The sequence below is a fragment of the Exiguobacterium sp. s40 genome (assembly GCF_018617905.1).
GTDB lineage: Bacteria > Bacillota > Bacilli > Exiguobacteriales > Exiguobacteriaceae > Exiguobacterium > Exiguobacterium mexicanum_A.
The window spans coordinates 44,585-66,799 of record NZ_JACSLC010000009.1; the positions used below are offsets into that span (position 1 = coordinate 44,585).

24 protein-coding genes are annotated in these 22,215 nt (G+C 52.5%); 12 read left to right on the plus strand and 12 right to left on the minus strand.

All coding sequences use genetic code 11. The annotated features are described in order from the left end of the window. The first annotated feature begins 114 nt into the window (after positions 1 to 114). From KNP02_RS09520 to KNP02_RS09540, 5 genes are all read left to right on the plus strand, one after another. On the plus strand, positions 115 to 498 hold the full coding sequence (locus KNP02_RS09520) for a lmo0954 family membrane protein (protein ID WP_034781108.1): 384 nt from the start codon (positions 115 to 117) through the stop codon (positions 496 to 498). A gap of 22 nt (positions 499 to 520) precedes the next feature. Continuing rightward, positions 521 to 1,192: a PspA/IM30 family protein gene (locus tag KNP02_RS09525; RefSeq protein ID WP_138859937.1), complete on the plus strand. Its 672-nt coding sequence runs from the start codon at positions 521 to 523 to the stop codon at positions 1,190 to 1,192. An 86-nt stretch (positions 1,193 to 1,278) separates the two neighbouring features. Continuing rightward, positions 1,279 to 1,971 (plus strand): cell wall-active antibiotics response protein LiaF, encoded by a 693-nt coding sequence (gene liaF / locus KNP02_RS09530; RefSeq protein WP_138859936.1) that lies wholly within the window; start codon positions 1,279 to 1,281, stop codon positions 1,969 to 1,971. Further along, positions 1,968 to 2,996, plus strand: coding sequence for a sensor histidine kinase (locus tag KNP02_RS09535; RefSeq protein WP_138859935.1), 1,029 nt, complete (start codon positions 1,968 to 1,970; stop codon positions 2,994 to 2,996). Before liaF ends, KNP02_RS09535 begins: the two co-directional genes overlap by 4 nt. Continuing rightward, positions 2,993 to 3,628, plus strand: a complete 636-nt coding sequence (locus tag KNP02_RS09540) for a response regulator (protein ID WP_034781089.1) — start codon at positions 2,993 to 2,995, stop codon at positions 3,626 to 3,628. Before KNP02_RS09535 ends, KNP02_RS09540 begins: the two co-directional genes overlap by 4 nt. Before the next feature lie 86 nt (positions 3,629 to 3,714). On the opposite strand, the gene KNP02_RS09545 is transcribed toward KNP02_RS09540, so the two are convergent. The 5 genes from KNP02_RS09545 to KNP02_RS09565 form a co-directional block, all read right to left on the minus strand. Further along, positions 3,715 to 5,607: an ABC-F family ATP-binding cassette domain-containing protein gene (locus KNP02_RS09545; protein ID WP_138859934.1), complete on the minus strand. Its 1,893-nt coding sequence runs from the start codon at positions 5,605 to 5,607 to the stop codon at positions 3,715 to 3,717. After that, positions 5,604 to 6,305: a lysophospholipid acyltransferase family protein gene (locus tag KNP02_RS09550; RefSeq protein ID WP_034781080.1), complete on the minus strand. Its 702-nt coding sequence runs from the start codon at positions 6,303 to 6,305 to the stop codon at positions 5,604 to 5,606. The genes KNP02_RS09545 and KNP02_RS09550 overlap by 4 nt, the downstream gene beginning before the upstream one ends. A 94-nt stretch (positions 6,306 to 6,399) precedes the next feature. After that, entirely contained in the window at positions 6,400 to 6,660 is a 261-nt protein-coding gene (locus KNP02_RS09555; RefSeq protein WP_034781079.1) for a hypothetical protein, read from the minus strand. An 85-nt stretch (positions 6,661 to 6,745) separates the two neighbouring features. Then, positions 6,746 to 6,988 (minus strand): hypothetical protein, encoded by a 243-nt coding sequence (locus KNP02_RS09560; RefSeq protein ID WP_034781078.1) that lies wholly within the window; start codon positions 6,986 to 6,988, stop codon positions 6,746 to 6,748. A gap of 129 nt (positions 6,989 to 7,117) precedes the next feature. Continuing rightward, the gene (locus KNP02_RS09565) at positions 7,118 to 7,267 is read right to left on the minus strand and encodes a hypothetical protein (protein WP_021067792.1); all 150 of its coding nucleotides are present in this window, start codon (positions 7,265 to 7,267) and stop codon (positions 7,118 to 7,120) included. A gap of 288 nt (positions 7,268 to 7,555) precedes the next feature. On the opposite strand from KNP02_RS09565, the gene KNP02_RS09570 reads away from it, so the two are divergent. The 5 genes from KNP02_RS09570 (at position 7,556) to map (ending at position 12,422) form a co-directional block, all read left to right on the plus strand. Continuing rightward, complete coding sequence (locus KNP02_RS09570) at positions 7,556 to 8,407, plus strand: CvfB family protein (protein WP_214708749.1); 852 nt, start codon at positions 7,556 to 7,558, stop codon at positions 8,405 to 8,407. Positions 8,408 to 8,570: 163 nt separating this feature from the next. Then, on the plus strand, positions 8,571 to 10,079 hold the full coding sequence (gene cshA, locus KNP02_RS09575) for a degradosome RNA helicase CshA (RefSeq protein ID WP_131485905.1): 1,509 nt from the start codon (positions 8,571 to 8,573) through the stop codon (positions 10,077 to 10,079). Between the two features lie 100 nt (positions 10,080 to 10,179). Further along, positions 10,180 to 10,431, plus strand: coding sequence for a hypothetical protein (locus KNP02_RS09580; RefSeq protein WP_214708752.1), 252 nt, complete (start codon positions 10,180 to 10,182; stop codon positions 10,429 to 10,431). Positions 10,432 to 10,484: 53 nt separating this feature from the next. Further along, the gene (locus tag KNP02_RS09585; protein WP_353047348.1) at positions 10,485 to 11,660 is read left to right on the plus strand and encodes an EAL-associated domain-containing protein; all 1,176 of its coding nucleotides are present in this window, start codon (positions 10,485 to 10,487) and stop codon (positions 11,658 to 11,660) included. 12 nt (positions 11,661 to 11,672) lie between these two features. Beyond that, positions 11,673 to 12,422, plus strand: coding sequence for a type I methionyl aminopeptidase (gene map / locus KNP02_RS09590; RefSeq protein WP_214708756.1), 750 nt, complete (start codon positions 11,673 to 11,675; stop codon positions 12,420 to 12,422). Between the two features lie 49 nt (positions 12,423 to 12,471). Here map and menC read toward each other — a convergent pair whose 3' ends face one another. From menC to KNP02_RS09620, 6 genes are read right to left on the minus strand one after another with little or no spacing between them, the layout of a single operon-like run. Further along, positions 12,472 to 13,539 (minus strand): o-succinylbenzoate synthase, encoded by a 1,068-nt coding sequence (gene menC, locus KNP02_RS09595; RefSeq protein ID WP_214708758.1) that lies wholly within the window; start codon positions 13,537 to 13,539, stop codon positions 12,472 to 12,474. After that, positions 13,523 to 14,893, minus strand: a complete 1,371-nt coding sequence (gene menE / locus KNP02_RS09600; protein WP_214708760.1) for an o-succinylbenzoate--CoA ligase — start codon at positions 14,891 to 14,893, stop codon at positions 13,523 to 13,525. Before menE ends, menC begins: the two co-directional genes overlap by 17 nt. 49 nt (positions 14,894 to 14,942) lie before the next feature. Continuing rightward, complete coding sequence (gene menB / locus KNP02_RS09605) at positions 14,943 to 15,767, minus strand: 1,4-dihydroxy-2-naphthoyl-CoA synthase (protein ID WP_021067784.1); 825 nt, start codon at positions 15,765 to 15,767, stop codon at positions 14,943 to 14,945. Continuing rightward, positions 15,768 to 16,544, minus strand: coding sequence for an alpha/beta fold hydrolase (locus KNP02_RS09610; RefSeq protein ID WP_214708809.1), 777 nt, complete (start codon positions 16,542 to 16,544; stop codon positions 15,768 to 15,770). It lies immediately after the preceding gene. After that, positions 16,544 to 18,193 (minus strand): 2-succinyl-5-enolpyruvyl-6-hydroxy-3-cyclohexene-1-carboxylic-acid synthase, encoded by a 1,650-nt coding sequence (menD, locus tag KNP02_RS09615; RefSeq protein WP_214708762.1) that lies wholly within the window; start codon positions 18,191 to 18,193, stop codon positions 16,544 to 16,546. The genes KNP02_RS09610 and menD overlap by 1 nt, the downstream gene beginning before the upstream one ends. Beyond that, a complete protein-coding gene (locus KNP02_RS09620; protein ID WP_214708764.1) occupies positions 18,190 to 19,575 on the minus strand; it encodes an isochorismate synthase in 1,386 nt (461 codons plus the stop codon). The genes menD and KNP02_RS09620 overlap by 4 nt, the downstream gene beginning before the upstream one ends. 166 nt (positions 19,576 to 19,741) lie before the next feature. On the opposite strand from KNP02_RS09620, the gene KNP02_RS09625 reads away from it, so the two are divergent. After that, positions 19,742 to 20,641, plus strand: a complete 900-nt coding sequence (locus KNP02_RS09625) for a 1,4-dihydroxy-2-naphthoate polyprenyltransferase (protein ID WP_214708766.1) — start codon at positions 19,742 to 19,744, stop codon at positions 20,639 to 20,641. Between the two features lie 19 nt (positions 20,642 to 20,660). Further along, a complete protein-coding gene (locus KNP02_RS09630; protein ID WP_034781037.1) occupies positions 20,661 to 21,212 on the plus strand; it encodes a beta-class carbonic anhydrase in 552 nt (183 codons plus the stop codon). 41 nt (positions 21,213 to 21,253) lie between these two features. Here the strand turns inward: KNP02_RS09630 and KNP02_RS09635 are convergent, their stop codons facing one another. After that, entirely contained in the window at positions 21,254 to 22,201 is a 948-nt protein-coding gene (locus KNP02_RS09635; protein ID WP_214708768.1) for a YihY/virulence factor BrkB family protein, read from the minus strand. Between the last annotated feature and the right edge of the window lie 14 nt (positions 22,202 to 22,215).

A 22,215-nucleotide genomic window follows, 5' to 3' on the forward strand; every position in this document is an offset into this window, starting at 1 on the left:
TTGAGAACGCTATCATCTCAGTCTACAGACCGAGGGAAAACAAGCCTTCCGCTCGTCGCACTATTGAAAATAACGTATTATGATAAGAGTGTACTTAACGAGGAGGGATAATCGATGAATCGCCAGGTGAAGCAAGTATTGTTCATTGTGGCCGCGATCTCTTTAGTTCTCGTTCTAATCGGCTTTTTACCGAACATGATCATGTTCGGTTTGGGGGCGCTCTTAGCACTGTGGGCTGGAGTCAGATTTATGGCCGTGACACATGTCGGCGCAAAAATCGGTTACGGCGCGCTTGCCGTGATCGGGATCATCACAATTTTATCGAATATTTGGGCGTTGATCGGGATTGTGGTGGCATGGGTATTGTTTAAAGGGTATATGATGTATGCCAACCAAAAACAAGACGTCGAGATTTTCAATGCGGACGGGTCGCGTGCGAGCCGCAGCAGTTTTCAATCGTTCGATCAAGTTTGGCAGAAGTTTGTAAACCGTCGCTAAGATTCAAAAGGAGGACATCAAGATGAAAACACCATTTGACCAGTTTCGTGATTTAGCTAACGAGTTGACGAAAGAACTATCGAAAGAGATGAAGAAGTTTCAAGATAAAGAGGGGCCACGTTCGGCTCCACGCTCAAGTGGGGAAGCCGAATTGAACCGCCATATCCGCGGTGCTGAAAAAGAGGCGCTGTCAGTCGAACGTCTCGTTGAGCGTCAAAAGTCATTGCTCGAGGAACTTGCTACAAAACGCGATGACGCCAAGCAGATGGCCGATAAGCGTTACGAGCAGACGGAACTCGCCAAACAAGCAGGCGAAGACAAGCTCGCCGAACGGGCAGCTCTCGAGTCGAAGCATTACGGTGAGCAGTATCGTTATTTTGAAGGTCTCCTCGATGAAGGAGCACGTGAACTCGATGCCCTCGAGCGCCGAGCTCTCGAGATGCGATTGAAACTCGATGAGATGCAAAACAAACGGTATGAGTTCGCAATGCGTGAGAACCTGGATTTATTGAAAGGTGCGCTCGATCAAATCTTCGGGGCAGAGACGTCGAAGACACATCCATTCACAGAAGAAGAGAAAAAAGCAGAAGAGAAGAAACAAGAACCGGCCGCTGAAGAGAAGATCGATCCAGCGGACGAAGATGATTTCGAAGCAAAACTAAAAGAACTTGAGCGTCGTTTCAAACAAGACTGACGCAACGGTTCAGCGATGGTCCGGCGAATGGTTGGGCCATCGCTTCTTTGCTTCATGTTACATACTGTTAGAGAGGGGGAAGCAACGTGGAACGTTGGAACACACGCCAAATCATCGGCTTTATGATTATTCTATTCGCCATTGGACTATTTATCGATATCGCGACGGGTGGTAACAGCGTCCTCTTCAGCATGGTCGTCCCGCTATTGTTGCTGTATATCGGGCGTCGTTTTAGCCGCAAAGGCAATCAGCCGGTCAGCTATATCTTTTACGGGATTGGCGGTATCATGCTCGTCGGGCTCATCTTCTCGTCGGCGGCGTTCGGCTTCGTATTGTCAGGTTTATTGCTCATGTTCGGCTATCGGCTGTACAAGAATCGTCCGCTCGAATCGAGTCGGTTCAAGTCACATATCCGGCAAGAACAGGCCTTTTCGTTCGGGACGAAAGAGAGCGGTCACTACGTGCTTCAAGACACGAATGAATTCTTCTTGTTGCGTGACGTCGAACTCGACTTGTCGCGCGCCATCATTCCGGAGGGAGAGACGTTCTTATTATTGAACGGACTCGCCGGGGACGTCCGAATTCTCATTCCGGCCGGCTACGATTACTCGATTGATGCATCAATCGGATTCGGCAAGATTCAAGTCGACGAATCGAATTATTCGCCCGTGTTCAATCGTCGCTTTTATACGGCATCGGACGATTACGCGTCAGCGACGCGAAAAGTCCGGATTCATATCGTGCTCATGAGCGGAAGTGTCGAGGTGATGACCGTATGAAGAAGGATTCGTATCCAAGGACGGTCGTCTGGCATCAGTTATTTAGCAGCCTACTGACGGCACTGTTCGTCACGATCGCATTTTTAATAGGTGACTCGACTTCACTCCGAGATTTGTTCACACGTGAAGAAGGGTTGCCTTTCGGTGTGTCTATCCTCGTCATCGCCGTCTTGATTGGTAGCATCTTCGGGGTCGGTTCGTATTTTTATTTGCGACGCGACTTCCGGGAAGTGGCGATTGCCTTGTGGAAGCTTGAGAATCAAAAAGAGATTACATTCCGTCCATTGTCGCCTTATCGCGATACACTCGAACGGATTGCACGCATCTCGAAACAGCGCGCAGAAATGGTCGAGATGGCGAAACGGGTCGGTGACCGGCCTGTCAGTGTCGAGGAAGCGCGCAGCGAAGCAGTCGTCGAAGAACGGCGCCGTGTCGCCCGAGAGTTACATGATTCGGTCAGCCAGCAACTGTACGCCATCTCGATGATGACGACGGCAGCCAAGCAGACGATCGAGGCGAAGCCGGACGTGGCCGCCAAACAAATCGAACAAGTCGAACTGATGGCACAAACTGCTCAGGCGGAAATGCGCTCGCTTCTGTTGCAACTCCGTCCGGTCGAGCTCGAAGGAATGACGCTCAAGACGGGAATCGAGCGCCTGTTAGAAGAACTGTCACGCAAACAATCGACCGAGCTCGTATGGCGCCTCGAAGAAGTCGAATTGTCGCGACATACTGAGAATGAACTGTTCCGCATCGTCCAAGAAGCGATCAGCAACACGCTTCGCCATGCGAAAGCGAAACGACTTGAAATCGAAATGCGGACCGTGCAACAGACGGTCATCTTAAAAATAAACGACGACGGGATCGGCTTTAATGTCGATGATACACAAGTCGCCTCATATGGCTTACAATCGATAAGAGAGAGGACGGCTGAGGTCGGCGGGACGTTACGACTCGTCAGTGTGCCAGGCGTCGGTACTCAGATTGAAGTGCGTGTGAAACAACAAGTGGAGGGGTTAGAATGATTCGAGTCGTATTGATTGATGACCATGAGATGGTGCGGGCCGGCGTCTCGGCGTTTCTGTCGACGCAGCCTGACATCGAAGTCGTCGGAGAAGCATCGGACGGCGCGACAGGGGCCGAGCTTGCCATCGCCGAGAAGCCCGATGTCGTCTTGATGGATTTAGTGATGGAACCTGTCGATGGGGTCGAGTCGACGAAGCGGATCAAGGCGAGTTGGAAAGAGGCCAAGATTTTAGTCGTGACGAGTTTCTTGGATGACGAGAAAGTGTATCCGGTCATCGAGGCCGGGGCAATGAGTTACGTCTTGAAAACGGCGAACGCCAACGAGATCGCCGACGCGATTCGTCAAACGGCAGCCGGCAATCCGGTCATGGCCGCCCAAGTGACGGGCAAGATGCTCGAACGGCTCCGACATCCGGAAAAGACGTTGCACGAGAGTCTGACGGCAAGGGAACGTGAGATTTTGCAATTGATGGCGGAAGGGAAATCGAACCAAGTCATCGCCGATGAACTATACATCTCGTTGAAGACGGTGAAGACACACGTCTCCAACATTTTGACGAAGCTTGACGTCTACGACCGGACGCAAGCCGTCGTTTATGCGTTTCAACATAATATCGTCAGTAAAGGATGAACAGGGTGCTTCCAAGCGCTGCACTCGAATTGTCCATACATGGCTACACGACAAACAAGGATCACGCCGACGCGTGATCCTTGTTTTTAGTTCTTCTGTGCTTGAATTTGTTCATCAATCTCCGATAAATATTCCCATCGCTCCATCTTCGCATCGAGCGCTTCTTTCAACGCGGCAATGTCGGCGTACAGTTCATTCACTTTACCGAGGTCGCTACCCGCTGCGGCGAGCCGTGCCTCGGCTGCCTCGATCTCAGATTCGAGAGAGGCGATATCATCCTCGATCGTCTCCCATTCTTTCTGCTCTTTAAAAGTGAATTTGACGACATCGACTTTGACACGTTCTTTCTTCTCTTTCGATTCTTTTTTCACTTGTTGCTTCGTCTGTTCTTGGAGTGTGGCCAAATAGTCACTGTACTCCGCATGATAAACGTTGATCGTCCCGTCTTCGAACGCAATCAGCTGTTCGGCGATCCGATCTAAGAAATAGCGGTCGTGACTGACGGCGATGACCGTGCCTGGGAACGACTCCAAATAGTCCTCGAGGACGGACAATGTCTCCGTGTCGAGATCGTTCGTCGGTTCATCTAAAAATAGCACGTTCGGCTCGTCCATTAAAATCCGAAGCAAGACGAGGCGGCGTTTCTCTCCACCCGACAGTTTGGCAATCGGTTTGTATTGCGCGTCCGGGGTGAATAGGAAGCGTTCGAGCATCTGACTGGCCGTGATCGTTTCGCCGTCCGGCGTATAGATGACTTGGGCGATGCGCTCGATCTCGTCGATAACGCGTCGCGTCGTGTCTTCGAATTCGACTTGTTGCCCATAATATCCGAGATGGACGGTTTCCCCGTGGACGACCGTTCCGTTCGTCGGTTCGAGGCGGTGGGCAAGCAAGTTCATGAGTGTCGTTTTCCCACTCCCGTTTGGTCCGACGATGCCATACCGTTCCCGGCGTCCGAACAACCACGTGAAATCTTCAATGAGCAAGTGATCGTCATAACCGAAGGACAAGTTCTCCACCTCGATTACTTTTTTCCCGAGGCGGCGCGAACCGACGGATACTTCGAGCGCCTCATCCTCGGCAAGCGTCTCTTGATGCTTCAAGTCCTCGACGCGCTGGATGCGTGCCTTCTGTTTCGTCGTCCGCGCCTTGGCACCACGACGCAGCCAAGCGAGCTCACGACGCAAGATGTTTTGCCGCTTTTGCTCCATTGAATGCGACCGGGCTTTTCGTTCGGCACGCTTCTCAAGGAAGAGCTCATAGTTGCCGTCATAGAAGTAACTCGTGCCATCGGCGATTTCAAGGATATGATTCGTGACTCGGTTCAAGAAATAACGGTCATGGGTGATGAGCAGGATGGCCCCCCGGTAATCAGCGAGAATCGTCTCAAGCCAAGCAATCGTATCGGCGTCGAGTTCGTTCGTCGGCTCATCGAGTAATAACAAGTCAGCTTCGTCGAGTAGGGATGCGGCCAAAGCGACCCGTTTCTGTTGTCCACCGGAAAGCGAGCTAATCTCTGCCGTCACGTCCGGAAGACCGAGCCGATTTAAAATCGATTTCAACTTCGCTTCAGTCTCCCATGCGTCGGCTGCATCGACCGCTTGCTGGGCTTTCATAAAGCGTTCCAACCATTGTTCGCTCGTCGGGTTCGCCTCGAGTGCTTGACGCGCGAGCTCATACTGTTTCAACGCTTGGACGGACGGGGTGTCACTCGTGAACAACGCGTCTAAAATCGTTTGCCCGGGGGCGAAGTCGACCGTTTGGGTCAAATAGCGAATCCGGTAATCGTTCGGGTGTTGCATCGAACCCCGGTCTGCGGTCTCGACGCCGGCGATGATTTTTAAGAACGTCGACTTTCCGGAGCCATTGACCCCGATGACCCCGATGCGATTACCTGGGTGAATCGTCATCGTGATGTCGTCGAACAAGACTTTATCTGCAAATTCTTTATGAATGCCTTCGATGGCTAATAAACTCATGATTCTTCTCCTTCAACGACGCGGCGAATCATCGTCTCTGCCAGCGCCGCAATTTCTTTATTCGGGACGTCTGCCGGATCGATGACCGGTAAAAACGTGACGTCGACCGTACCCGGTGTGATTCGGTTTGTCGTCTCGAGCAAATGGTGGCTTCCTTTAATGGCGACAGGGACGATTTTGGCACCGCTTGATGTGGCGAGCGTCAGGCTACCAGCTTTGAACTCTTTGATCGGTCCGCCTTTTGAGCGGGTGCCTTCCGGGAAGACGATAATCGACTGTCCCGATTGGATCGTCTCGACGCCGGAACGGATTGCTTTAATGGACTGGCGCCGGTCGCTGCGGTCGATGAAGATACAACCCATCAGTTCCATCCAGCGCGGAATGATTGGGAACTTTTGCACTTCGATTTTTGAGATAAACGCTTTTGGATGTTTCGTCGCTGTGATCATAATTGGGACATCAAAGTTCCCTTGGTGGTTCGCGACGTAGACGACCGGTTCATTCGGGATGTTCTCTTGGCCGTGAACACGGACGCGAGCGCCGGCGATTCGTAGTAGAAAGCTTGCCCACTTATAGGCGACGGTTTGGACGTATCCATAACGTTCCGGGGGCGTCAGTCGCTTCGCTTTCGGATAGAACGGAAGTGTCAGCGGTAAGACGGCGAAAAAGGCGATAAACCAGATGGCGGTGCGGATCATACATATTTCTCCTCTCGATCGTTCAGTAATGAGTCTGGACACGAAGAAAGAGTCTTCCTCTCTTGACGAGAATCCGACTCTTCGGCATGAATCTTTATTCCCAGAAGCGAGAATCGCTTTCCTCTTCTTCTTCCTCGAGTTCGAACGTGATTCGTTTATTCACCGGGTCCACAGCAAAGTAAGCCCCATCTTGTTCGATGCTCTTGAACTGCATGACTTGGTCACTGCCGATTTCAAGCGTGAGTCGAATGCGATTGTCATCGTCGACGAGCAAGATGCCGTCTTCTTTTAGCCAAAGCTCCATGACAGGTGAATAACGCAATAGCCACTCGTTCGATAAAGGGATTTCGTTCATACGTGTTTGTGCCTCCTACGGGTTGAGTCCGTTTTGCTCTTCTTGTCTAGAATAGAATAACAAAAGTGGAGGGGGAAGACGAGCGTTATGTAGAACGTTTACGCGTAGTTGAATGCATGCGCGCCACGATGCGCTTGATCTTTTTTTGATTCCGGCGCTCGATGAGCAAGACGTTCGTTTGTGCGACCAACTGTTTAAATGAAGATAAGCCCATAGCGAGCAATACGGCGAACAGGAATGTACCGATCGGGTCTTTGAAAAAACCGGTTTGGAGCGAGACGGATAAACCGACGACCGAAAGAATCGTGGTGAGAAAATAAAATAGCATGAGTGACTCTCCCTTCCCAGATGATTCAATAATAAAAGCCGAACGTTATGTTCGTTCGACAGATGCATAAAAAATCCCTTTTTTTGTCGGAACAAAACAAAAAAAACGCCTTCTGTCAGGAGAGGGCGTTTACTCTTGGACCATCGTGACGGATGAGGATACGTTCGTATCGACTCCGTTTGAAAAAATGAAGCTAAGTGAAGCGAGTAGCGCGAAGAAAGCAATCAATAAGCCTTTCATGAAGCGCTTCGCGAATGATCGAGATTGTACATCAAACATTTTATATCCCCCGTTCGGCCATGGCTGAAACCTAAATCGTTAAACAACACTTCCTTAATAATAACGTTTTCAAAATGTGGATACTAGATGGAAAATGCACGTTCACAAAATTGTCACAAAATTTGAAATATAGAAGCTAGTATACGGACCCATTTAGCATAACGGGGGGGTAATCTTGTTCACATTTTAGACACAATTGAACGGAGTAAGGAAATCGAACGTGATATGATTAGGAACGTGTGTAGGTAGGTATACTGACAGTAACAGATGAAAAAGGATGTGGATTGTATGGCATTACGTGCAGGAGAAGTAGTAGACTTGGTCGCGGAACGTTCAGCTGATTTTGGTGTGTTTATCGGAAACGGTCGCGAAGAGGTACTCCTTCATCGAAAAGAACAAACTGAGGAAGTCACAGTCGGACAGACGGTGCGGGTCTTCCTTTATCACGACTCAGAAGGACGTCTCGCTTCGACGATGACGATTCCGAGCGTCACGTTCGATGACTATGAGTGGTATGAAGTGACTGGAGTCCGGTATAACACCGGTGTGTTCGTCAATATCGGGATTCAAAAGGATGTACTCGTCTCATTAGATGATCTTCCTGAGAACCGGTCGTATTGGCCAAAAGAAGGGGACAAGCTTTGCATTCGTCTCAAGTACGATCAAAAGAGCCGTCTTCTCGGGGAACCGGCCCACTATGCGTACTTGAACTTGTTGGCGCGTCCCGCTAAAGAAGAATGGGGCAATCAAGATGTCCATGCGGTCGTCGTCAATCGACGCGACGTCGGTGTGAACGTCTGGGTCGAAAATGAATCACTCGGTTTCTTACATGAAGCAGAGATGACACGTTGGCCACGTCTCGGTGAGCAATTGACCGTGCGTGTGACGCAAGTGAAACAAGACGGGACGGTACTCGTCTCGATGAAACCTCGGGCATATGAAGCCATCGACCCGGACGCGGAAAGTATCCGTGCTTATATTGAAGAACGCGGCGGCCAAATGCCTTATGGCGACAAGACGGCGCCGGACGTGATCGATCGTGAGTTCGGGATGAGTAAAGCGGCGTTCAAACGCGCACTCGGGAAACTGCTGAAAGAAAAGCAAGTTGAAAAACTCGACAACGGCTATAAATTGAAATAAGATAACTCATGTCCAGGTGGCTATGAAAAGTTTTAGAATGTATTTCTTTCATTTTAGAAACAAATACGTTATAGTTAGTAAAGTTGACTACGAGGAAACATTGGAAAAACGTCTGTAGAACAAAACCTCAGACGTTTTTTGTATGAAAAAAGGAGAATATAATTTGACAAAATTCCAAGATTTACAGTTAAGTGAAGCATTAGTAAAAGGTGTACTCAAAATGGGCTTCGAAGAAGCTACACCGATCCAAGCTGAGACAATTCCTGTCGCACTCACAGGAGTGGACGTATTAGGTCAAGCGCAAACAGGTACAGGGAAAACAGCAGCTTTCGGTATTCCGACAATTGAGCGAATCGACACAAAGGCACGTCAAGTCCAAGCACTTGTTCTTGCACCGACACGTGAACTTGCGATTCAAGTTGCAGAAGAATTGAACAAAATCGGTGAAGCGAAGCGCGTTTACGCACTTCCAGTATACGGTGGCCAACAAATCGACCGCCAAATCCGTGGTTTGAAAAAGAACCCACAAATCGTCGTTGCCACACCGGGCCGCCTCATGGACCACATGAAGCGTAAGACGATCAAACTCGACGAGATCCAAACTGTGATCTTGGACGAGGCAGATGAAATGCTCAACATGGGCTTCGTTGAAGATATCGAGATGATTTTGAAAGGCCTTCCGGCTGAACGTCAAACGCTTCTCTTCTCTGCAACAATGCCACCACAAATCAAGAAGATTGCTGAGCGCTTCATGAAGTCGCCGACGATCATCAAAGTAAAAGCGAAGGAAATGACAGTTGAGAATATCAACCAACAATTCCTTGAATTGCGCGAAGGTCAAAAATTCGATACGCTTTGCCGTTTGATCGACATCGACTCGCCAGAACTCAGCATCATCTTCGCTCGTACGAAGAAACGTGTTGACGAAGTGACAGAAGCACTCATCAAACGTGGTTACACGGCTGATGGTCTTCACGGTGACTTAACGCAATCAAAACGTGACCAAGTCATCCGTCGTTTCAAAAACGGCACGATCGACATCTTGGTCGCGACAGACGTTGCAGCCCGTGGTCTTGATATCTCAGGTGTTACTCACGTTTACAACTTTGACGTCCCACAAGATCCGGAAAGCTACGTGCACCGCATCGGACGTACAGGCCGCGCTGGTAAAACAGGTACAGCCCTTACGTTCATCACGCCACGTGAATTCGGTCAAGTCAAAGCAATCGAACGCGTAACGAACAAGAAAATGAACCGTCGTCACGTACCGACAATCGCAGAAGTGCTCGAGGGCAACCAAAAGCAATCAGCTGAAGAATTGATCGAACGTGTTCAAGCGGGCGACTTCAAAGCTTACACGCAACTTGCGACTGAGCTTCTTGAAGAATACGAAGCAGTCGAGCTTCTTGCAGCGGCACTTCGTGGATTGACGAAAGAGCCAGATTCAACTCCGGTTGAAATCTCGTATGCAGAACCAGTACGCGTCAAACGTCAAGGTGGACGTAACGACCGTGGTGGATACCGTGGAAATCGCAGCGGCGGCGGCGAACGTCGTGGCGGCGGTGACCGTGGTGGACGCAGCGGTGGCGGCGGTGGATACCGTGGCAAACGCACGGGTGGAGACGACCGTCGTCGTTCAGACGACCGTGGCCCACGCCGTCCGCGTGACTAATCAATAACTAAAACCGCATCTCCTTAAGTGGATTTGCGGTTTTTTTTTTGGTGTCATGCTACACTAAATGAGTAGAGACAGAAAAATGAGGTGTCAACGGATGATTGAACTAGGTTTTGGTCTCGTCATACTAGTGGCGTGCGTCCTGGCTTTGAGACCGATTATTACGCGGACCGAGCGTCCGAATTTTCGATATATCCCGGTCGCCACGCTTCTGTTCGGCGCGATGATTTGGCTTGTGATGGCCATCGGCGTGGGCGGGAAGATGGGAATCGGCTACGGTGTGATGAGTATCGTATATTTCATTGCTTGTTTCGGTGCCTATATGTATGTGCATACACGAGCGAGCTGAACCCAGCTCGCTTTCGTGTTTAGAAAAAAGACGAGGTGATCAAGTTGGACGCAGTGGATGTGATGATGAATCCAGAAGAAGTCGAAGTGACATTTGAACCAATCCTGGGAGCCGCCACCTTCCAAGTAGAAGGTTATATGGTCCATGGACAGTTCAGGGGCGAGTCGCTCACCCCATTCTTTTACGACGATGACGTTCCGCTCGAGTATCAGCTCGACATCGCCAAACGGATGGAGCGTTTAGCGGCCGAACAGTTAAGGGATGCGACGCAATTCGTCACGTTCCGATGTCGTTCAGAGTGGATTCTCGAACAAGGAGGCGAGGCGTTTTTGGCCCCGCTTCGAGAATTGAACTTCCCGCTCCATCGCATTTATGTGACGCTTCAAGGGACGGATCTCGTTGACGTGTCACGCTTGTCACGAGTCGTCCAATATTATCGTTCATCTGGTGTTAAAGTCGCGCTCGACTTCGCAGAATCAACGAGCATCGAAGACATCATGACGGTGGCGCCTGAGATGTTGCTCGTCGATTTGGCGACGATGGTCGAGAAGAAGACGTTATCGGTCACGTATCCGCAAATGCTTCAGACGATGGAATACATCGCTTCCCGTCTCGGGGCTCCGCTCCTCTATAAATCAATCGACCATCTCGGACAGTTGCGTTATGCGTGGCGTCATGGCGGACGTTATTATATGGGCAGTCTCCTCGGGCAAAGCGATGCGATGCCGCCGCGCGAAGCGAAAGGTATGAGCGTATTGACGCAAGAAGTACCGTCGTTCTTCTTACACGATCAAGAGCGATTAAAGCGATTATATGAATTGGAGTTCGAACTCCATAAACAAATCCACGACCTCGTCCAAAACGGGAAGTGGTCGCGCGATAAGAAAGATGAATGGTTGCTCCATATTGCCCCGAAACTCGAAGGGACGTTCGTCCGTTACTATTTGACGGACCAAACCGGGTTCCAGACGAGCGCGAACGTGTATCAGGCGCAGTCGGATTGGGCGGTCGACAATACGTATCGCGGTTATAACTGGAGTTTCCGACCGTACTTCATTCGAACGATGGCGGCAATGGACGTGCGTGGACGGGGCTACTTGTCCGAGGATTATCGTGACTTCAGCTCGAACGAAGTGACGCGGACGTTCAGTTATCCGTTACCGGACGGCATGTTCTTGTTTGCGGATTTATCAGAAGAGTTCTTATATCAAAATCGATTATTAGATTGAGAGGGAAAACGAATGTTAGATTATGATTACGATGCATTGCGTGAGACTGGGCGAATCGTCGCCTTGGCGCGCGATGAGATGGCGAAAGCGGTCAAACCGGGCATGACGACGAAACAGTTGGATGAAATCGGGCAGCGTATTTTGGAAGCGGAAGGGGCCGCATCGGCCCCGATCACGATGTATGAGTTCCCGGGTTATACGTGTATTTCCATCAATGACGTCGCAGCCCATGGGATTCCAGGTGACCTCGTCATCCAAGACGGCGACGTGGTCAACGTCGACGTATCCGCCGTGAAGGACGGCTACTATGCGGACACAGGACGTACGGTCATCGCGGGCACACCGAAATCGGCTAAACACGAGCGTTTGGTCGAAGTGTCATTGACATCGCTCGAAGCGGGTCTCAGCAAAGTGAAGGCCGGCGTCAAGGTCAACCAAATCGGGAAAGCGATTTATGCCGATGCCCGTAAGAACGGCTTCACGGTCATCCGTAACTTGGCGGGCCATGGCCTCGGTCGCACGCTTCACGGTGAGCCGGAGACGATTTCGAACTACTATAGCCGTGAAGAGAACGACATCTTGAAAGAAGGACAAGTCATTGCCGTCGAGACGTTCATCTCGACGAAAGATGAAATCGTCTATCAATCAGAAGAGGACGGTTGGTCGTTGTTCACCCCGAACAACAGCCTCGTCTCCCAGTTCGAGCACACGGTCGTCGTCACGAAAGACGGCTATGAAGTATTGACGGGCACATTCCGTTAACGATGAAAAGGCGGCAGACGCGAAGTCTGCCGCCTTTTTTGCGGAGTTTTTACAGGAGTCGAATCGTCTGTTCACTCAGTTGCTCGATTTTCGTCCAATCCGGTGCGACCTGGTCGGGAAGCATCAATTGTCCGTTCTCGACCTCGAGCGGGGTATCGAGCAAATCGGTCTCGAAGTAAGCGCTCGTCCCGGCCATATCGGCCGGATAGGAGGCTCCGCTCAATGAGGCGAATAAGAGCGTGTGATAACGGCCGATCGAGGACTCATACATCCCACCGACCCAGTAAGGGGTGCCGCTATCGCGAATCGCGAGCGCCTCGCTCCAGCCGCCGACGCGGGCCGGTTTGATATTGACGATGCGACCGGCTCGAAGTCGATGCATCGTCGTCGCGTCTTGAGCCGAACTGATCGATTCGTCGAGACAAATCGGTGTGGTGAGCCGTGCCTGCAAGTCCGCTGTCTCGACCCAATGTGTGCTCGGATAAGGCTGTTCGATCATCAAGAGACGGTAGGTATCTAACGCCTCGAACCAGTCAAGCGGTTGCTCGGAGCCACTTCCATTCAAATCAATCATGAGCGGGGCGTCCGGAAAATTGCTTCGAATCTCGCCGAGTGCAGGAAGCAGTTCATGCGGGGACGCTTTTAACTTGATCCGGTCGAATCCGGACGCGAGCGCAGCCTCGATGGCGTTCAACGTCTGACTGAGCAGACCGATGCCAATCGTCCGGCCGCATGCCACGACATCGCCGGCTTGGACGTATTGTTTTAATGTCTGATTCGCGCGGGCCGCTTCCACTTCCCATAGAGCGCTCTCCCACATCGCTTTCGCCATCGGTTGGCCGATGATCGAGCTGACATGGGTACCGAACGAGGCGGCAGACAACGTCATCCCTTTCAGGAGTTGGACAATTAAAGCGGACGTATCGATGACGGAGCGGACGGTCTCAGCCGTATACCATGGCGTATCGAACGCGACACCTTCCCCGTAGCCGACAACATCGTCGACCGTCTCCAGCCGGAGAATGACCGTCCGTCTCGTCGCCAACACGGCGTGGGCGGTGACAATCGGATGTTTGAACGTGAGGGGGACGATATACAGTTCAGCGCGACGAATCATGGTCAGCCTCCTTTAAGCGATGACGCATCAATTTACCGTTGGCGTTACGAGGCAGCTCGTCGACGGCAATCCATGCTTTCGGATGTTTATAAGATGCCAGATGGTCGTGCAGCAGCTGAATCGCCTCATCGAAATCGAACGTACCGACCGTGAAGGCAACGGGTACCGCTCCCCAAGTCGGGTCGGGACGACCGACGACCCCGACGTCTTGAATGCCCGGGCAACGCAATAACACGCTCTCGATTTCGGCCGGATAAATGTTCTCACCGCCGGAGATGATCAAATCACTGCGGCGGTCATGGACGTACAAGTAACCGTCTTTCATCGTGCCGAGGTCGCCCGTTTGCCAATAGCCGTCGGGCGTCCAAGCATCGGCCTCTGGCTGTTTATAGTAACCAGGGGTCACCGTCGGTCCGTTCACTTCAATCTCCCCATCCGCATTGATACGGAGTTGGGTCGGCGCGATTGCTTGACCGCTCGAGCCGATGTGGGCGAGTGCCTCGGCTGGCAACAGCGTCGCGACTTGCGAACACGTCTCCGTCATCCCGTACGTCTGGGCGACCGGTAACTGCCGCCGCTCGGCTTCTTCGAGCAACGGACGCGGTACGGGACCGCCGCCGACGAGCAGAAGTTGCAACTGATGGCGGGAGAGACCTGCGTCGAGGAGCCGCTTAAGCATGACCGCAACGAGCGAGATGTGGGTGATTCTCGCCGTCTCAATCAACTCGAGTGTACGAGCGACATCGAACTTCGGTTCGACGTATAGTAACGAACCGAAACGAGCGCTCCGATACACTTGCGCGAGTCCGCTCATATGGAAGAGCGGCGTCACGACGAGCATCCGGTCACTTGTCCCGTAACCGAGGCGCGTCTTGGCCGCCTCGGCGCTCGCGACGTGATTGCCGAACGTCTGCTTTACGGCCTTGGCCCGTCCAGTCGTGCCTGAGGTGAACATGAGCGACATGACTTCATCGTCTGCCCACTCGTGCGGTGTAGCGAGTGACGCCTCATCTCGTGACGTCAACGCGAATTGGGTGATCGACAGTTCAATCGGTTCATCGACGAGCAATACATCGATATCGGCCGTCTCGATTTGTCCTGCCAGTTCGCTCATCGTCAACCGTGTGTTGAGCGGAACGAGTACTTTTCCGAGTAACTGGATGGCGTGGACAGCGATGACATAATCAGCGCTGTTCACAGCGCGTAATCCGATATGCCGGGCTTCGGGTGCGACCCGTTCCAGGAAGTGGGCCAAACGGGAGCTTTCCGTGCTTAACTCGGCCCAAGTCAAACTGACGGACGCGGTGACGAGTGCCATGGCGTCGCGTCGATGTTGTGTCACATAACGATTCATCATCAGAACCTCCAAAAAAAGAGTAGCGAAGTCGCTACTCTTTGTCGATTTACGGGAAACGCGGGAACTGACCGAAGTCTGGATCGCGTTTTTCTTTGAAGGCGTCGCGGCCTTCTTTTGCTTCGTCTGTCGTGTAGTAGAGAAGCGTCGCGTCGCCGGCAAGCTGTTGAAGTCCTGCGAGTCCGTCCGTGTCGGCGTTCATCGCTGCTTTCAAGAAGCGAAGGGCCGTCGGAGAGTGTTGCAAGATCTCTTGGCACCATTGGATCGTCTCGGCTTCAAGTTGCTCGAGTGGAACGACCGTATTGACGAGTCCCATGTCAAGCGCTTGCTGTGCGTCGTATTGACGGCAGAGGTACCAGATTTCGCGTGCTTTCTTGTGGCCGATGATGCGGGCCAAGTAACCTGAACCGTAACCGGCATCGAACGAGCCCACTTTTGGTCCAGTTTGACCGAAACGGGCGTTGTCGGCTGCAATCGTCAAGTCACAGACGACGTGCAAGACGTGTCCGCCACCAATCGCATAACCGGCTACCATGGCGATGACTGGTTTCGGGATGACGCGAATCAAACGTTGAAGGTCGAGGACGTTCAAGCGTGGAATCTCGTCGTCACCGACGTAGCCGCCGTGGCCGCGGACTTTTTGGTCGCCGCCTGAGCAGAAGGCTTGATCGCCTTCACCAGTCAAGATGATGGCGCCGACTTCTTTATCGTCACGGGCGCGTGCGAACGCGTCGATGAGCTCGTTGACCGTGAGTGGACGGAACGCGTTCCGTACTTCCGGGCGGTTGATGGTAATTTTTGCGATGCCGTTCCACTTCTCGTACTTGATATCTTCGTACGTGCGGACCGATGTCCAGTTTGCTACTGATTCCATTTAAATTCCCCCTAAAATCAATTTCTCTATCATTGTACCAAATTGTTGGGCATTCTCGACATGTGGAGCATGAGATGCGTCCGAAATTTCATGAATTTCAATATCGGGACGAATCAACTGCATATTCCGAGCAATCTGTTGAAACTTCACATCGTGTTCCCCGACGATCAAATCGGTGCGAGGTAAACGGTCGAGTAGCGGCCAGAGCGACGGCATGCTACCCGTCCCGATGGCGCGGAGGCTGTCCGCAAGTGCGGCTGGACGTTGGGCCAACCGCTCGGGACGGAGGGCGGCGCGCATCTCATCGGTTTGATGCCAGAGCGGAAGACGTTCCCAACGGTCAACGAACGCCTCAAGTCCTGCTCGCTCGATAAATTCGGCGAGCTTTTCGTCTTGAAGCCGGCGTTGTCGACGTTCAGCCGCTATGTTGAGCCCGGGCGTCGTGCTAATGCCGATGAAGTGGTTGACCCGATCATCATAGGCGGCGAGTGTCATCCCGATACGTCCGCCGAGCGAGTAACCGACGACCGTCCACGGACCTTCGTCCGTATCGAGTAGCGCCGACAAGTCTTTAATCTGTTGACTCATCTTGGCACGCCCGACCGCTTGCTGTCCGGTGCCGCCGTGTTGCAATAGCGACGGGGCGACGAGCCGGACGGGGAGCTCAGGGAACTGGGAGATCCAAGCCGCACTCCCGGTGAACCCATGAAGAAGCAAAACGGGACGGCCGCTCCCACGTTCGAGCAACTCATAAGAGACGCCACGCACGGAACGCATCACGATTCGTTCTCCGTCGTCAAACGGTCCGTGAGCGAAGCGGTCCAACGACGATGCTCGGCCACGTTCCTAGCGCGATCAGACGGAAATTCAATCAGCTGAACGCCTGCTTCAATCGCCGTCATGACATCTTCAGGCTGCTCGAGCAAGCGATAACTGAGTCCGTATGTCTCGGCAAATCCGCGCAAGTTCAAGTGGAGCGGCGTCCCGAACAAGTCCTCGAACATTTGCGGTGCGATCGAAGCTTGTGGCAAGAAAGAGAAGATGCCGCCGCCATCATTGTTGACGACGACGATGGAGAACGTACCTGGGTGCGATTTGACGAGTTGCAGGGCGTTGCTGTCATGATAAAACGCCAAGTCGCCAATTAACAGGGCGGCCTTGTCCGTATCGTGACAGGCACCGAGCGCGCTCGAGATGATGCCGTCAATCCCGTTCGCCCCGCGATTGGCGAGGACGTCGATTGACTGACCGGCTGAAAGTGTTGTATCGATATCACGGATTGGCATGCTATTGCTGACGAAGATGCGATCAAGACGAGACGCCAGCAAATGACGCGTCAATGCGCTTTCTCCGCTCAAAGCAGGTTTTGCGGATTCGGCGACGCGTTCGAACAATGCGAAACGATCGAATAAGTCGGCGTCATAGTCTTTGTTGATGGTGGCGACATAATCAATCGCATCGCCGTACACGACCGTGGCGCTGTTCGACGGGTCGCGGAACGATCCCGGTTGCTCGATCAAGACGTATGGCACGTCGTGAAGCCACTGATTCAGCCGTTTCGAGACGGGGGCAGCCCCGAACCGGACGACCGCGTCAGGTGTCCATTCCGTGCGATGCTCGCTCGCGAGCCACGCGTCATAGTTCGTCAAGACATGGTCAAACCGGCGCATCCCGCTCAATGGGTCGGCGAAGACCGGAATACGATGGGCCAGCGCCGACGTGTAGAGAGGCTCAAGCCATGATGTCGGAGTACCTGGTCCGACGATGAAGGCGAGACGATTGACGTCAATCTCTTGTTTGAACCGTTTCAAGTCGAGACTTGTCGGTTTAAGATAGGTCGGCTCAGAGGATTCGGCTTCACCGCCCAGGAGTGACGTCAAGCGCTCGATATCCGGCAACAACGGTTCACGGAACGGGATGTTCACATGGACCGGACCGAACGGCGCATGCATACTCGTCCGGACGAGCCGGGCGACTGTCTGTTCCATGTAGCGCTGGCTCGCTGCTTCAGGAACGGGGAGGTCGACGCTCGCTTTCACGTGTTCGCCGTACAGTCGGACTTGGTCGATCGCTTGAGGCGCCCCGACGTTCCGAAGTTCGTGCGGCCGATCGGTCGTCAACACAACGAGCGGCAGTTGTGAGATATTTGCCTCGGCCACCGCCGAAAAGTAGTTGGTAGCGGCAGTGCCGCTCGTGCAGATGAGCGCGACCGGGCGCAACGATGATTGCGAACGAGTCAACCCGAGTGCGAAAAAGGCAGCCGACCGTTCGTCGACGATGATATGATGTCGGACACTCGGATGAAGATAGGCGGCCATGGCGAGCGGTGTCGAGCGAGAGCCGGGACTGATGACGACGTCCTCAACTCCTTGTTCGACGAGCCGGTTCATCATACCGGCGACCCACTCCGTTAACGGTTCATTCATGCTTCATTGCCTCCTGCGCGTACTTTGTCCAATCCGAGAGCTTGCTTGATTGGACTGAGCTTGATTTCTGTCTCGGCGAGCTCCGCTTCGAGTTCAGACTCTTGGACGATTCCACAGCCTGCGTATAGCGCCACGAATTGATGGTGGACAAGAGCCGACCGGATCGAGACGACGAACTCTCCTTCACCGTCCGTGTTCAGCCAACCGAACGGTGACCCGTACCAGCCGCGGTCGAACCGTTCAATCTCGCGCAACAAGCGGACAGATGTCCGTTTCGGAGATCCACCGAGCGCCGGGGTCGGGTGGAGCGACTCGATGATCGACAGCAAGGATGCGTTCGTATCGAGCGTTGCTTGAATCGGTGTGTGCAGATGGAAAACCGACCGGTTCTCCAAGATGCGCGGCGACTCCGGTGCCTTGATGGTAGCCGCGTATGGTGTGAGGGCGTTCTTGATGTCCTTCACGACGATTTGGTGTTCCTCGAGGTTTTTGGCGTCGTGGAGTAACGTCTGTTTGGCTACATCCGATTCGATCTCGGTGTCTGGTCGCTTGATGGTGCCGGCGATGGCGGCCGTTTCAATGTACGGTCCTTGTTTCTTGACGAGCCGTTCCGGCGTCGCTCCGAAAAATCCGATTTCCCGCTTCGGCTGATACAAGAACACGTAACTGCCCGTCTGATGTTCTGACAAGTGGCGCAGTGTCGTCGCGAACGGGAACGCCTCTTCCGAGGTCTGGTAGATTTCTTCCCGGGCGATGACGATCTTTTCGACTCGTTCTTCAGTGATGTTCAGTTTAGCTTGTTGGAAACTCGACTTGAAATGGTCGACGCCGTCTTTGACTTGCGAGTAAGTCGGTGTTTGTTTGTCGGGCGCATGTAGCGCGTTGAACTGGGCGAGTTGATCGGCCAATTGAATCAAATATTGTTCGACCGAACGTTTGGCCGAGACGAGCGTCGAAACGGTCAACGTGTGCTTGTCGCCCGAGCGGCGATATAGAAATTTCGGCACGACCAACGATGCTTCACCGAACGCTTCCCACATATTTTTTTGGGGCCGCACGAACGTGTCGAACGAAAAGCCCGAGAACGCATAAATGACCGCGTCGACGTCCCGGCGGTGCAGGCTCCAATCGTACTGTAGACGTTGGAAACGTTCGGGACCAGAAGCCGTCAACACGAGCGCATCGGCACATCCGAGCATCTCGAGGGAGCGGTCTGGCGTCGAAAAATAGTAGTGGGACGTTTCAGTGTTTTGAATAATATGGAACGCGTCGAACGAAGGGATTTCCCACGTGTACGAGGCAAGTACCGGTCGTTGCCAAGCACGTGCCCGTTTATGGGCTTGTTCGATTCGTTGTTTAATGTGTGTTTGAGTATCTGGCATGAAAGAAAAGCCTCCTCAATCCAATGGAATTCTCATTCTTTAGTGTATCATGACTTCACAACAGAACTGGCCGTCAAATGCTCGAGAAAGTGAAGGGAGCCGTCCGAGCGGCGGGCATTGACAGGTTTTTTCAAAGAGACGTAAACTAACGAAGGGAGGGAAGTGCATGAAGAAGAGAGAGAAAGGTGCGTATTGGCGCATGATTCGCCCGCATACGTTGACAGCGAGCTTTATACCGGTGCTGTTAGGGACGTTCATCGTCCTCGGGCAAGTCGAGTTGAAGTGGGGATTGTTCTTAGCGATGCTCATTGCCTCGGTCTTGATTCAAATCGCGACGAATTTATTTAATGAATATTATGATTACAATCGTGGACTCGACCACGAAGGTTCCATTGGAATCGGTGGCTCGATCGTACGTGATGGGTTCACACCCGGACAAGTGCTCGGGATCGCGCTCGGTATGTATGGGGTAGCGGCTGTGCTTGGGCTCTATATTGCGGCTTCAACGAGTTGGAATTTAATTTGGATCGGTGTGCTGTCGATGGTCGTCGGATTCCTGTACACGGGAGGTCCGCTCCCGATCGCCTACACGCCGTTCGGGGAAATCGTCGCTGGCCTATTCATGGGTTATGTCATCATCGGCATCTCGGGATATATCCAAATCGGGACGGTGACGACAGAACTGTTGCTCGTATCGTTTCCGATGGCGCTTTTGATCGGGGCGATCTTGCTCGCGAACAACATTCGTGATTTGGATAATGATAAAGTGAATGGGCGCAAAACAATCGCCTGTCTCGTCGGACATCGTCGTGCCGTTCTCGTCTTGGCCGGATTCTTTATCGCGGCATTGGTCGGCATCCTCGTCGCCGTATTCGGGTTTGGCGTGACGCCGTGGGTGCTGTTGTCATTGCTGACAATTCCAATCATGGTACGGGCAGTGAAGCGTTTTTGGGTCAAGCGTGAACCGGCTGAACTCATGCCGGCGATGGCGATGACCGCAAAAGTGAACACGTTGTTTGGCGCTTGGATGGTCATCGGGTTAATGGTCGCGCGGCTAATCGCGTGAATTAAGAGGAGGGAACCACATGTCAGTCGTTCAAGAAATGCTAGCGTTCAATGAAAAATTCGTAACAGAGAAACAATATGAGCAATTTGTCTCGGATAAGTTTCCCGATAAAAAAATCGTCATTTTAACGTGTATGGATACGCGTCTGACGGCGTTGTTGCCTCAAGCCCTCGGACTAAAAAACGGGGATGCTAAAATCATAAAAAATGCGGGAGCCGTATTGTCACATCCGTTCGGATCGGTTATGCGTTCGATTCTCGTCGCGTTGTATGCGCTCGGGGCCGAAGAGGTCATCGTCATCGGTCATTATGATTGCGGCATGGCGGCGATCGATCCGAATGCGGTCATCGCAGAAATGGAACGTCGCGGCATTGAACCGCAGACACTTCAAACACTCAAGTCGTCAGGGATGGATTTGGAGAAGTGGTTGCACGGGTTTGACTCGGTCGAAGCGAACGTCGTCAACTCGGTCAACCTCGTCAAAAACCACCCGCTCTTGCCGCCGGGCACGAACGTCCATGGGTTTGTCATCGACCCTGCGACCGGTCGTCTTGACGTCGTCGAAGCATAATGCAAAAGGCGGTCTCTTCTGGAGAGACCGCCTTTCTTTCGTTACCCGTATGTGTTGACGGGGATATCTTTATAGTCGTCTTCGTCCGAATCTTTTGATTTGGACTTTTTATTTTTCTTATAGTTTTTCTCGTACTCACGTTCGCTCGGCGTTTTGAAGAAACGTTGCCAAGTAGCGTTGATTTCTGAGCCGATCAAAATGATCATGCCGGTCAGCTGGAGCCAAAGCAACGTGACGATGATTCCTCCGAGTGAGCCGTACGTCGAATCGTAATTGCCGAAGTTCGAAACGTACAGGCTGAAGCCGAGGGAGACGAGCTGCCAGGCGATGACGCCAAAGATCGCACCTGGAATCGTGCTCTTCCAGAACACGTGTTGCTGCGGGGCGATTTTATAGAAAATTGACAGCGTGAAAATCAAGATGACGGTCGTCAACACGTAGCGGAACACGTTGATCAAGATGACGTCGGCCCCCGAAATCGGGATGAAACGGGCCACGAAATCGATGATTTGCGAACCGAATACGTTCGAGACGATGAGCAGTAACATGCCAACGCCGAGTAATAACGTCAACCCAAGGGCGATGCCTTTGCTGACGAAGAAATTACGTTCGTTATCTTCCCCGTACGCGTGAATCGCCATATTGATCAAGCGTTCAACCCCTTTAGCGGCCGACCAAATCGCTAAAATCGCACCGATCGAAAGAAGTCCGCCGCGCGGTTCGCCAATGGCGTCAAAGATGCCGGATAAAAATTCAGTCGCGGCCGCACCCGGGGCCAAGTTATTCAGTTGTTCTTGGAATGACGCCTGTGAGATGTCGAAGAACGACAACAACGCGAGAATGAAGATGAGTCCCGGGAAAATCGATAAGAACCAAAAAAAAGCGAGCGTCGCACCATAATCTTGAACATCATGTTCTTTAAAGCGACGAAGCAACTCCTTCCCAAAGGCGAACCAATTCTTTTTTTCTTTTACTTCTGCAGTATCCATGTGTATGCCTCCTG

Coding starts and splice junctions, on each gene's coding strand:
- KNP02_RS09520 (WP_034781108.1), top strand. CDS start 115: ATGAATCGCCAGGTGAAGCAAGTATTGTTCATTGTGGCCGCGATCTCT.
- KNP02_RS09525 (WP_138859937.1), top strand. CDS start 521: ATGAAAACACCATTTGACCAGTTTCGTGATTTAGCTAACGAGTTGACG.
- KNP02_RS09535 (WP_138859935.1), top strand. CDS start 1,968: ATGAAGAAGGATTCGTATCCAAGGACGGTCGTCTGGCATCAGTTATTT.
- KNP02_RS09540 (WP_034781089.1), top strand. CDS start 2,993: ATGATTCGAGTCGTATTGATTGATGACCATGAGATGGTGCGGGCCGGC.
- KNP02_RS09545 (WP_138859934.1), bottom strand. CDS start 5,607: ATGAGTTTATTAGCCATCGAAGGCATTCATAAAGAATTTGCAGATAAA.
- KNP02_RS09550 (WP_034781080.1), bottom strand. CDS start 6,305: ATGATCCGCACCGCCATCTGGTTTATCGCCTTTTTCGCCGTCTTACCG.
- KNP02_RS09555 (WP_034781079.1), bottom strand. CDS start 6,660: ATGAACGAAATCCCTTTATCGAACGAGTGGCTATTGCGTTATTCACCT.
- KNP02_RS09560 (WP_034781078.1), bottom strand. CDS start 6,988: ATGCTATTTTATTTTCTCACCACGATTCTTTCGGTCGTCGGTTTATCC.
- KNP02_RS09565 (WP_021067792.1), bottom strand. CDS start 7,267: ATGTTTGATGTACAATCTCGATCATTCGCGAAGCGCTTCATGAAAGGC.
- KNP02_RS09570 (WP_214708749.1), top strand. CDS start 7,556: ATGGCATTACGTGCAGGAGAAGTAGTAGACTTGGTCGCGGAACGTTCA.
- KNP02_RS09580 (WP_214708752.1), top strand. CDS start 10,180: ATGATTGAACTAGGTTTTGGTCTCGTCATACTAGTGGCGTGCGTCCTG.
- map (WP_214708756.1), top strand. CDS start 11,673: ATGTTAGATTATGATTACGATGCATTGCGTGAGACTGGGCGAATCGTC.
- menC (WP_214708758.1), bottom strand. CDS start 13,539: ATGATTCGTCGCGCTGAACTGTATATCGTCCCCCTCACGTTCAAACAT.
- menE (WP_214708760.1), bottom strand. CDS start 14,893: ATGAATCGTTATGTGACACAACATCGACGCGACGCCATGGCACTCGTC.
- menB (WP_021067784.1), bottom strand. CDS start 15,767: ATGGAATCAGTAGCAAACTGGACATCGGTCCGCACGTACGAAGATATC.
- KNP02_RS09610 (WP_214708809.1), bottom strand. CDS start 16,544: ATGCGTTCCGTGCGTGGCGTCTCTTATGAGTTGCTCGAACGTGGGAGC.
- menD (WP_214708762.1), bottom strand. CDS start 18,193: ATGAATGAACCGTTAACGGAGTGGGTCGCCGGTATGATGAACCGGCTC.
- KNP02_RS09620 (WP_214708764.1), bottom strand. CDS start 19,575: ATGCCAGATACTCAAACACACATTAAACAACGAATCGAACAAGCCCAT.
- KNP02_RS09625 (WP_214708766.1), top strand. CDS start 19,742: ATGAAGAAGAGAGAGAAAGGTGCGTATTGGCGCATGATTCGCCCGCAT.
- KNP02_RS09630 (WP_034781037.1), top strand. CDS start 20,661: ATGTCAGTCGTTCAAGAAATGCTAGCGTTCAATGAAAAATTCGTAACA.
- KNP02_RS09635 (WP_214708768.1), bottom strand. CDS start 22,201: ATGGATACTGCAGAAGTAAAAGAAAAAAAGAATTGGTTCGCCTTTGGG.